This window comes from Streptomyces sp. NRRL B-24484 (genome assembly GCF_000717715.1).
In the GTDB taxonomy this organism is placed as follows: domain Bacteria; phylum Actinomycetota; class Actinomycetes; order Streptomycetales; family Streptomycetaceae; genus Kitasatospora.
This window is the reverse complement of record NZ_JOAI01000040.1, coordinates 72,401-80,867: the sequence shown is the minus strand read 5'-3', so window position 1 is coordinate 80,867 and position 8,467 is coordinate 72,401. Positions and strand designations below refer to the sequence as shown.

6 protein-coding genes are annotated in these 8,467 nt (G+C 69.5%); 4 read left to right on the top strand and 2 right to left on the bottom strand.

Going from position 1 to position 8,467, the window contains the following annotated elements; genetic code table 11:
* Positions 1-1,017: 1,017 nt before the first annotated feature.
* Both IE98_RS0130130 and IE98_RS0130125 read left to right on the top strand, forming a co-directional pair.
* Positions 1,018-1,734: a hypothetical protein gene (locus IE98_RS0130130; RefSeq protein ID WP_043175459.1), complete on the top strand. Its 717-nt coding sequence runs from the start codon at positions 1,018-1,020 to the stop codon at positions 1,732-1,734.
* Positions 1,731-2,189 carry a replication/maintenance protein RepL gene (locus IE98_RS0130125; protein WP_234443732.1) on the top strand — a complete coding sequence of 153 codons (459 nt, stop codon included), beginning with the start codon at positions 1,731-1,733 and terminating at the stop codon, positions 2,187-2,189. The genes IE98_RS0130130 and IE98_RS0130125 overlap by 4 nt, the downstream gene beginning before the upstream one ends.
* 95 nt (positions 2,190-2,284) lie before the next feature.
* Here the strand turns inward: IE98_RS0130125 and IE98_RS0130120 are convergent, their stop codons facing one another.
* Both IE98_RS0130120 and IE98_RS43305 read right to left on the bottom strand, forming a co-directional pair.
* Positions 2,285-2,545, bottom strand: coding sequence for a hypothetical protein (locus IE98_RS0130120; RefSeq protein WP_030274381.1), 261 nt, complete (start codon positions 2,543-2,545; stop codon positions 2,285-2,287).
* 227 nt (positions 2,546-2,772) lie between these two features.
* On the bottom strand, positions 2,773-3,519 hold the full coding sequence (locus IE98_RS43305; protein ID WP_043175457.1) for a hypothetical protein: 747 nt from the start codon (positions 3,517-3,519) through the stop codon (positions 2,773-2,775).
* 470 nt (positions 3,520-3,989) lie between these two features.
* On the opposite strand from IE98_RS43305, the gene IE98_RS0130105 reads away from it, so the two are divergent.
* The gene (locus IE98_RS0130105) at positions 3,990-4,760 is read left to right on the top strand and encodes a hypothetical protein (protein WP_030274379.1); all 771 of its coding nucleotides are present in this window, start codon (positions 3,990-3,992) and stop codon (positions 4,758-4,760) included.
* On the top strand, positions 4,745-8,257 hold the full coding sequence (locus tag IE98_RS0130100; protein ID WP_030274377.1) for a DEAD/DEAH box helicase: 3,513 nt from the start codon (positions 4,745-4,747) through the stop codon (positions 8,255-8,257). The genes IE98_RS0130105 and IE98_RS0130100 overlap by 16 nt, the downstream gene beginning before the upstream one ends.
* Positions 8,258-8,467 lie beyond the last annotated feature (210 nt).

The following is an 8,467-nucleotide window of genomic DNA, read 5'->3' as shown; positions in this document are numbered from 1 at the left end:
GTGTGACGCTCCGCCACTCCGTGGCGGAGGTGGAGCGTGTAGCTGCGCTCCTCCGGAGCGCAGTAGTCGGGTGTGCCATCCGGCCGGCCATTTCGGGGTGTTGGGTAACGTTTTGGCTGTTCAGAGGGCTATTAGGGGCGCGCTCCGCGCTTGGGTGGTTTGCGGTGTTGGTCATGGGTCCAGTGTAGCGGCCGGGCGGGGTGGTGGGGGTGGAACGGCATTGCTGCCATGCCGCCAAATTTTACTGATGAAGCATCAGTTTCAAGTGGTAGAGACCTCTATGGACTGGACCAATTGGATTGGCTTAGACCATACGGCGAAACTGGCCCCCCGCGACCTCTGCACGTCCAGCCGGCCCTCCGGGCCGAGGGACTCACCGGACAGCCCCTGCTCCAGGGGTCGGATGACTCCCTCTGGATGGTGCAACCGGAACCAGAACGGCGGGCCAGTGGTGAACGAATGGACGGCGTTGCCCAGCGCGAACGATGACCGGCCATCAACACGCCGGTTTCGCGCTGGGTGATGCCGGCCCAGGGCGGGGTCCAGGGGCGCCAAGCGCCCTGGTACCCCGGAGCTGTAGTCATGTCAGCCGCAGGCTCGCGGGCGCAGCCCGTGGGTTGGTGAGGGGAGCGAGACGACGGCGGGTCACCTCAGATGGGGCTGCGAAGACGTTTCCGCTGGTCAGAACAACTGGTGCGTATACGAATGTGACCCCCTATCGGGTACACGGTGCCCTCTCGGTGTTCCAACTGAGGGGACAGCGGCGGGCTGGAATGTCAAGGATCCTGAACACCGGCGGCGGCCGGATGGTCAAAGGTCTTTGACATTTCTGGGCCATGGCTGTCACAGGCGACGCGTGTCCCCTCAGAGGGAACGCGGCCGGCATTGGTGTTCCCTCTGAGGGGACACGCGACACGCAGAATGTCGTGAGGTTCCAACATTCTTGTCAAAGGGTTCTGACATACTGCAGGTCCGCAGTGATCATCGACCTGAACGCGACCGTGGGAGACCCAGCCCGTGCCGACCGAGCCCGCGCGCCGCCGCCGCACTTCGCCGCGCGTCAACCCGCAGCAGCCAGAGCTGCCTCTCGCCGATCCGCTCAGTGCCTTCGCTTCCCCTCTAGCGCCGGTTCCCTCGGTACCTGGCTTGGACGACCTGGCGGAGCGATACCCCGACCGCAAGGTCTCCGTGAGTGCGCGGCACAAGCCGCTGGAGATCTACTCGGGCAAGCCGAACCAGCAGGGTTCCTTCTCCCTCGACAGCCAGGAGTTCTTCCTGGTCATCGCCCAGTTCTTCCGCGAGGCGCTCCCCCTTCGGATCATCATCCTGATGATCGCGTGCCAGCGAGCGGGTGGGCAGATCGAGCTGACCCAGGAGGAGATGGGCACCGTCCTGGACATCACGCGCCCCAAGATCAACGATGCTCTTCAGGAGATCATGGAGCACGGGATCGTCTACAAGAAGCGGCCTGGGGTCTACCAGTTCAACCCGCCGTACTCGTACAGGGTGGCCGAGTTCATCCCGGCGACCGAGGATCAGCCGGCGCAGATGATTCGAGTGGAGCAGGCCGATAGGATCTCCGAGATCCGGGGAAACACTGGACTGCCGGACCGCGTCCGCTTCCCGTCGCTGGACGCGATGCGAACCGCGATCGAGGAACTGCGCAAGGCGCGGGCCGAGGAACGGGCCGCGCGACGCAAAGCCCGACAGGACAAGGAGAGGACCACCTCGTGACTCTGCACTTCGCAGCTGTCAACGCGGACGGCGTCGTCGCCGACTTGGACATGGGCCCCGCGGCCTACCGAATCCTGCTCAAGCTCCGCGCTTACAGTGAGCCAGGCGGACGGCTCGTCCAGAACCAGGACGAAATCGCCAAACTGGTCAAAATCTCCCGAGCCACCGTGATCACCGGCATGCGGGACCTTGAACTCGCTCATCTCGTGAAGCGCGTCAAGAACGGCACGTACCAGCTCAACGCCATGATCGCGCCGTACCGCAGTCCCGAGGACTGCGTTGCAGCCATCGCGGTCATGCCGCCGGAGCATCGCCTTGACCACCCCGACTTCGTCGGCGCCTACCAGCGCGCCGCCGCGGCCTACAAGGACCAGCTTGCGGAGCAGCGCAAGAAGAGGGCCAAGGCCAAGACCCGCAAGGCTGGCAACATCCGTGTACTCCCCGCCGTGGGCTAAGCCCGGCGCTCGGCTTGGGCGCAGGCACTCGGACCGGTGTGCCAGTACCTGAGCTGGCCAGTGCCGGCCTCGCCGGGCAGCGGGAGCCTACCCCCTCAGTCGTCGGGGTGGTTGCTCGTGTAGAGCTCCGCCGTCGGATGGCCGGCTTCCTTGAGCCTCCTGTGCCGTTCGCCGGCCCACCACGCCTCATCGCGGGTGATGAATCCGCCACGGGAGTGCCCGCCGCACTCGCAGCGCCAGTGGTGCATCGTCCGAATACGGGGGGTCGGTTCCGGCCTGCGGGCCGCCGTGCGCCGCTGCGCCGCCACCCCGGCGGCGACCAACCCGAGGACTGTGCCCAGCAGCTTTCCGATCACGCCTGGACGGTAGCGGCGGCCGATGCGACGGGGCAAGCGCCGAGGCCAGTAGCGAAGCCCCGGGCCCGGGCGACCTTGTCCGTCCCGGCCACCGGCAAAGCCGCCGAGGTGGTGGAGCTGCCGGGGCCGCTGGCGCTGTTCCCTGGCCTGCTGGCGTGGAGCGGTCGGGGCTGTGTGCGGCGCGGCGCCGGTGGGCGAGGTGCTGCAGTTCCTGATGTTGGCCGGGCTCAGCTCGTTGGCCGCCCTGGCGTGAGGAGCTCCGTCCGGGCGGCGGCGGGAAGTGTGGGTGGGCGCAGCAGGACCGGCGAGCCGGGGCGGGCGGGGTGGAACCCGCCGATCGCGTAGGCGCGGCGGAGTCGGGCGTTGGCTGCAACGGCGGCGAGGCCGAGGCCCTGCTCGTCAGCCCATGCGAGGGTCTGGCGGACCAGGTGGCGGGTTGCGTGTCCGTCCCGGCCGCCGACGAGGCCGCCGATCTCTCCCCACGGTCCGGTGCGGCGCAGGATCGCGAGTTCGCGGCGGAGCTCGACGCCATGTCTGACCCTTGTGAGGAGGTGCGCAAACTGCCAGACGAGGATGGCGAGTTCGGCGCCGAGAACGGTGTACGCGACGGCACCCGCTCCGGTGGGACCGGCGATGGCGTTGCCGAGGGCGAAGGCCACGACGGCGGTCGGCACGATCACGGCGGGCAGGAGCAGCAGCACGCCGAGCATGCCCACCAGGGCGCCGCGGATGCGCAGGCCGAGGCGTCGAGGCTGTAGGACAGCGAGGGTGGACGGCCCGATGGCGAGCACGCTGCCTGCGGCGTGCTGGATGCCGAGGTGGATCAGCCATACGGGCGCGAGGGCGCCGCGGATCGGGCCGCGCGGGAAGCGCGGCGGGGCGTAGGCGTGGGCCGAGACGACGGCCAGCCGGGGCAGGTCCCGCCAGCGAGGCGTGAGGTGGGGCGGGGGAGTACCGTCCCCGACGCGAGTCATGATCAGAGTCTATGAATCGGGCCTGGGTATTCGACTTGTCTCATCGAACTTTGACCGCCAGGCAGCGATTGCCCGGGTCCCCGTCGTCGAGCTGGAATTCACGCACTGCTGTGGTGGTGTCGGAGGCGACCAGCATCGCGGCGGCCCGGGGCGTGTACGGCTCGCAAGGGCCAGCACGTCACAGGGCGTGGAGCGCGAGCCCAACCCGGCCTACTGGGAGGCGCCCATCACGGTGTCGGCCAGGACCGTCGCAGGCGCTGGATAGGGTGACCCTGCCGAGGGTCGCCTCGGCCCCCTGCACCCGCCCGGTGCGGTTCGGCGCGGGGGTGCGGGACGAGCAGGGGGTTCGGGTGGTGGACGTTTCGCCGGCGCGGGCGCTAGCCCGAGCGACGGCCCTCGGCGGGCGGGTGGCCGACCTTGTGCAGCGGGAACCCCGGGGCGCTGGCCAGGTGTGCCCCTGGGAGCTCGTCATGACCCTCAGCAACAGCCCGGAGGACCGGGCAGCTGCGGCGTGGATAGTCGCCGACGAGATCATGCGGGAACGTACCGGAGGGCGGCCCCGGTCGTACGGGACGTGGCGCGAGGCCACCCTGAGCAGGACGAAGCTGACGGGGAAGGACCACACCCTCGTCAAGGGCTTCGCGGAACCCGTCTTCGAAAAGGCTGCCGCGAAGAAGGCCGGCAACCACGGGCCGGCCGGCCATGTCGGCGAGTGGCTCTGGTACCTCCTCACCCGCGACCTGCCCGAGGACCAGGCGCGCCCTGTAGAGATCCTCAGCCCGCCAAAACCCGCCGTCAACGACGGCGGCGGTGACGGTCTCATCGTCTATCGGGAGGCCGGAACGGCCCGGGGCTTCTCCTTCCGCCTCTGGGAGATGAAGAAGTACACCGGCGCGGCGAACGATCCAAGCGGGTCGATCTACAAGGGCTGGACACAGCTCAGCACCAAGGCGCAGACCTACCTGGGGATGCTGTCCTGGGGCGACAAGCTGCTCGCCGACGACATCCGGGAGTTCGTCGGCAGTCTGGCCGAGCAGTGGGTGGACGAGGAGGAGTCCGCGGGCGGCGGGGTCAGCGTCGCACTGAACGCCACCGCCATCCCGGCCAAGGCCTTCCATCTCGCCCATCAGCACTTCACCACCCACAAGCACCCCGGCGCGCTCCAGGGACTGGTGGTGGCGATCGACGATCTTGAAGGCTTCGCCCAGCATGTGAGGGAGTACGTGTGGACCGCACTCTAGATCCGGCCGTGCTCGCCGCAGCCCTCGGCGAGTACCGTCCCGGCGGGGTCCTGCCCTCCGCACAGGAGTTGCTGGAGGCCATCACCGAGCTGGAGATCAGCGCCTTCCGCGGCGACCAGGAGATCCCGGACAGCGTGCTGGCGACCGCGTGGCTGCTGCACGGTGTGGCCGCGGTCGAGCCGGGGAGTCCGGGGTTCGATCCCGTGCGGATGCGGCAGGCCCTCGCGGTCAGCGCGCACGTCATGGACTTGGCCCTGGCCGACGAGCGGCGCTCCCCCACCGAGCAGCTGCAGGTCGCCTTCGCCGCCCAGGCCGGATACCGCAGGTGCGAGCAAGAACCGAACGCCACCGCCGTCTACCGCCAGGTCAAGACCCTGGTGAACGTCACGTCCTCACTTGCAGCGCACATCGACACCCTGGCCCTGGAGGCCGGCGTCGTCTTCCTGGGCTTCGACCGGCCCGACCTGAACCGGGCCCTGTCCGCTTGGCGCCGCCAGTTCGCGGAGCTCCGGGAACTGATGGACGGCGAGCCGCTCGCCGGCACGATGTACGGACCCGCCGAAGCCGTCGTCGAAGCGGTCCACCTCCTCCGACTGTTCCTCTCGTTCGGCGATCCCGACCGACTTCAGGACGCGCAGGACCTGCTGGGCACCGTACTGGACGGCCGGGCCGGCCTCAGCGACCCGCCCGCCCGATGGGTCGCGGCCCACCTCCTCGGCCTGAGCGGCGAGATGGCCGCCAGCAGCCTGTACACGCTGCTCCCGGAAGGAACGCCGGACGCGGTCGCCCGGACCTTCGCGATGTCCGACCCGCCGGTGATGACACTGTGGCGCCCACAGCGCCAGTTGCTGAACCTTGAGCGGGGCAACCCGGTCGACCCCGCCACCGGCCGCAGCCTGATCAGCGTGCCCACCAGCGCGGGCAAGACCTTGATGGCCCAGCTGGTGATCTGCTCCCACCTGGCGCAGAAAGCCGGCCGCGTGGTCTACGTGTCGCCGATGCGCAGCCTCGGCCGGGAGATGCGGGCCGCGCTGCGCGGCCGGCTGCGACTGCTGGAACGCAAGCTGGTCGCCGAGCAGCCGGACTTCCCGCTTGCGGACGGCAGCGGCTCCCTCGTCGGGGACGTGGACATCGTGACTCCGGAGCGGCTCATGCACATGATCCGCAACAACCCGGGCGCAGCGCTGGACGACGTCAGCCTCATCGTCGTCGACGAGGCCCACCACCTGGCGCAGGGCCGGCGCGGTTTCGTGCTGGAGAGCCTGCTCGCCCTGCTGCGGAACCGCTCCGACATCCGGCTGGTCCTGCTGTCCGCCGCTGTCGGCAACAAGGCCGCCCTGGCGTCGTGGCTGGACCCGACGCGGCCGCCGGAGGAGGTGTACTTCACCGACGAATGGCGCGGCCCGAGGCGCCTGCACGGCCTCATGTACCCGCGGCAGCTCAAGGATCAGGCTGTGCGTACCCCGCGGAAGCCGAGCAAGGACCGCCCCTCCACCACGCGGGCGACGGTGCCGCTGGCCCCCCGGCTCGTCGTCCGGCCGACCGCCGCCAGCGGCACCTTCGGCCTGACCTTCCCCGACGTCGGAACCAGGCCGTACGCCTCCCCCAACTCCTGGCAGTGGAACAAGAACACCAGGCTCACCGGCGGTGTCGCCGACTACGAGGTGTTCGCCGCCGGGGCCGCTGCCCTGACCCGGGCCGGCAGTGTCCTGATGGTTGTTGCCAGCAAGGTCATCGCGAGGAACGCCGCGCTCGCCATGGCCGATCACCTGGACGTCCGCCCCGAGGCTGCGGCGCTCAACGAGTTCCTCGCCGAGACCCTCGGTGAGCAGCATCCCATGGTCGACTGCACCCGCCACGGCGTCGCCTATCACCACGCCGACCTTCCCGACGACGTTCTCCACGCTGTCGAGCAAGGCCTGCGCGACGGGAGCCTGCTGGCCATCGCCAGCACCACCACTCTCACCGACGGCGTCAACCTCCCGGTGCGCACCGTGATCATCAATCACTCGCTCGAGGGTGACCCCACGCACGGGAATCAGAGCGGTCTCAGCCCCGCGAAACTGCTCAACGCCGTCGGTCGGGCCGGCCGGGCCGGGCGTGAGAGCGAGGGATGGGTCGTCCTCACCCGTCCTTATCCGCCCCGGGCCGCGGAATTCGAGACGTTCACCCCCGACAGCGAGCAGCTCACCGTCACCTCCGACCTGCTCAGCGCGGAGGCCCTGCGGTCACTGGCCCACGCCGAGCATCAGCTGCGGAACTCTGTCGACGGCCTGTTCGGAGTGATGGGATCGGTCGCGGCGGACTTCGCCGCGTTCGTGTGGCTTGTTCTGCAGACCTACGCCGAGACCCTCCACACGCCCGGCGACCGGCTGGACCCGGTGCGGTCGCTGCTCGCCATGCAACAGGCCGACGACCCATCCCTGCCGGCCCGCTGGATGGCGCTCGCGGAGAAGACCACCGCGGTCTACGACGCCACCGACCCCGTCTCGGCCCGCCGGTGGGCCAGCACCGGAACCAGCATCGGATCCGCCCGCTACCTCGACTGGCTCGCCCAACAACTCGCGGAGCAGCTCGTCGCCCACGCGGCCCCGAAAGACACCCTGGACGAGATCAGCGTCTTCTTCGGGCCGCCCGAGTGGCCCCTGGAGCGGACCCTGGACTTCCTCGCCGAGCAAGGCGCCTTCGAGAACCTCCTGCTGACGCCCGAGGCCGCCCGGAGCTGGAAGCTCACCAGCGAACACACCATGGCCTTCAACGTCGACGTGCCGATCGACGATGCGGTCCGGGACTGGATCTCCGGCACCCCCATCCCGGAACTGGCCCGCGCCTGGACGGTCAGCTCCCCCATGCCGTCCCACCCCCGGCTGCTGGAGCTAACCGTCCAGAGCATCAAGCAGGCCTTCGAGCACGCGATCAGCTGGACAGCCGGCGCCCTGATCAACCTCGTCAACACCCACCCCCTGCTCACCCCCACCACCCCCCGCCTGTTCGCACAGACCGCCTGGCACATCCGGCACGGCGTCGACACCGAACAGGCCATCACCCTGCTCACCTCCGGCATCACCTCCCGCCGCCTGGCCCACCAGATCGGCCGCGCCGCGGCAGAGGCCGGCATCGGCTCCGGCGAGCTCCGCACCTGGGTCGCCGACCAGCAGATCGACGGCTGGACCTCCGCCTACAAGGCGAACACGTACGAGGTCGAAGACCTCCTCGACTACGTGAGCAGACCGGCCAACCCGCTCAACCAACTCCTGCGGGGCCGCCCCGTGACCATCCCCCTCGCACAGCTCGCGCCGGGCAGCGTGGACGGGCCGGTCACACTGGCCCACCCGGGCAAGACGCCGACGACCATCAAGGTCAGCCGCGACGGCAACCAGATCGCCCTCATCCCCGCAGCCCGGCACCACGCCGTCCTCACCGTGATCGACAGCGGCCTCGAGCTCGACTACCGCCTCCAGGACGGTCAGCTCGTCACCACCCGGCGCAGGAGATAGCCATCGTCCACCGGGCTCAGGGCAGGCCAGCCGGACGGCGGTGCAGGCCCCGGCTGACCCTGACCGGATCCGCGGCGGCTGGTCCGCAGGGGCCAGACCAGCCGCCGAGCCGCGGCATCTGGGGCCTTCTAAGCGGCGATCACTGAGCGCCAATTCCTGGGCAGGTGCGGGAGACGCGTGCACCTTGGAGGGCGACCGCACAGGTCAGCG